General features: G+C 35.6%; 1 protein-coding gene. It reads right to left on the bottom strand.

Features of this window, described 5'->3' with window-relative positions; translation table 11 throughout:
* Positions 1-549 (bottom strand): sensor histidine kinase (locus ACYU87_RS27635; protein WP_461137229.1); only part of this gene is annotated, 549 nt, incomplete at its 3' end.
* Positions 550-578: the final 29 nt, after the last annotated feature.

Raw genomic sequence — 578 nt, 5'->3', positions numbered from 1 at the left:
CTTGTAATCTTTTTTGTTGGCATCGACTCTTGCGTAGTAAAGGATTTGGTTGATATAATTTTCTATATTTGTGTTGGCAAGACTAAGTTTATCGAGGCTTTCCCTGTCAAAATCATTTTTGTGGTTTTCAAGAAATAAATTTGCAAAGGCAAGTGGAGTTTTTATCTCGTGGGCCCACATTTCTATAAAATCCCTATAAGAAATAAGCTTGGCCCTAGACTCTTCAAGTCTCTTATCCTTAATCTTTATAGTCCTTTGAAAGTCTTCAAAGATTTGTCCATAGTCATGGCCGAATTCTGCCACAAGCATATCCTTGGCCATAAAGGAATTATTTAGCAAAAATTCCTCAAGGAGGGCCTTTTTCTTTTCATTTTTCTTTTTAATTGATCTTAGAATAAAGGCAAGGGCCAAAATTGTAAATAAGAGGATAAATATTATGAAATTTCTTATTAGGCCCGGACTTATTAGGTAGATTAAAAAAATAAATAAGGCATCCAAGGCTAGGAAGGCAATTATCCAAAGAAGTCCGTCTTTTAATGTGCTAGTCATCTATCTCTCCTAGGCCGTAACCCTGGCCC

Source organism: Spirosoma lituiforme (genome assembly GCF_054776635.1).
This window is presented reverse-complemented; position numbering and strand designations above follow the sequence as displayed.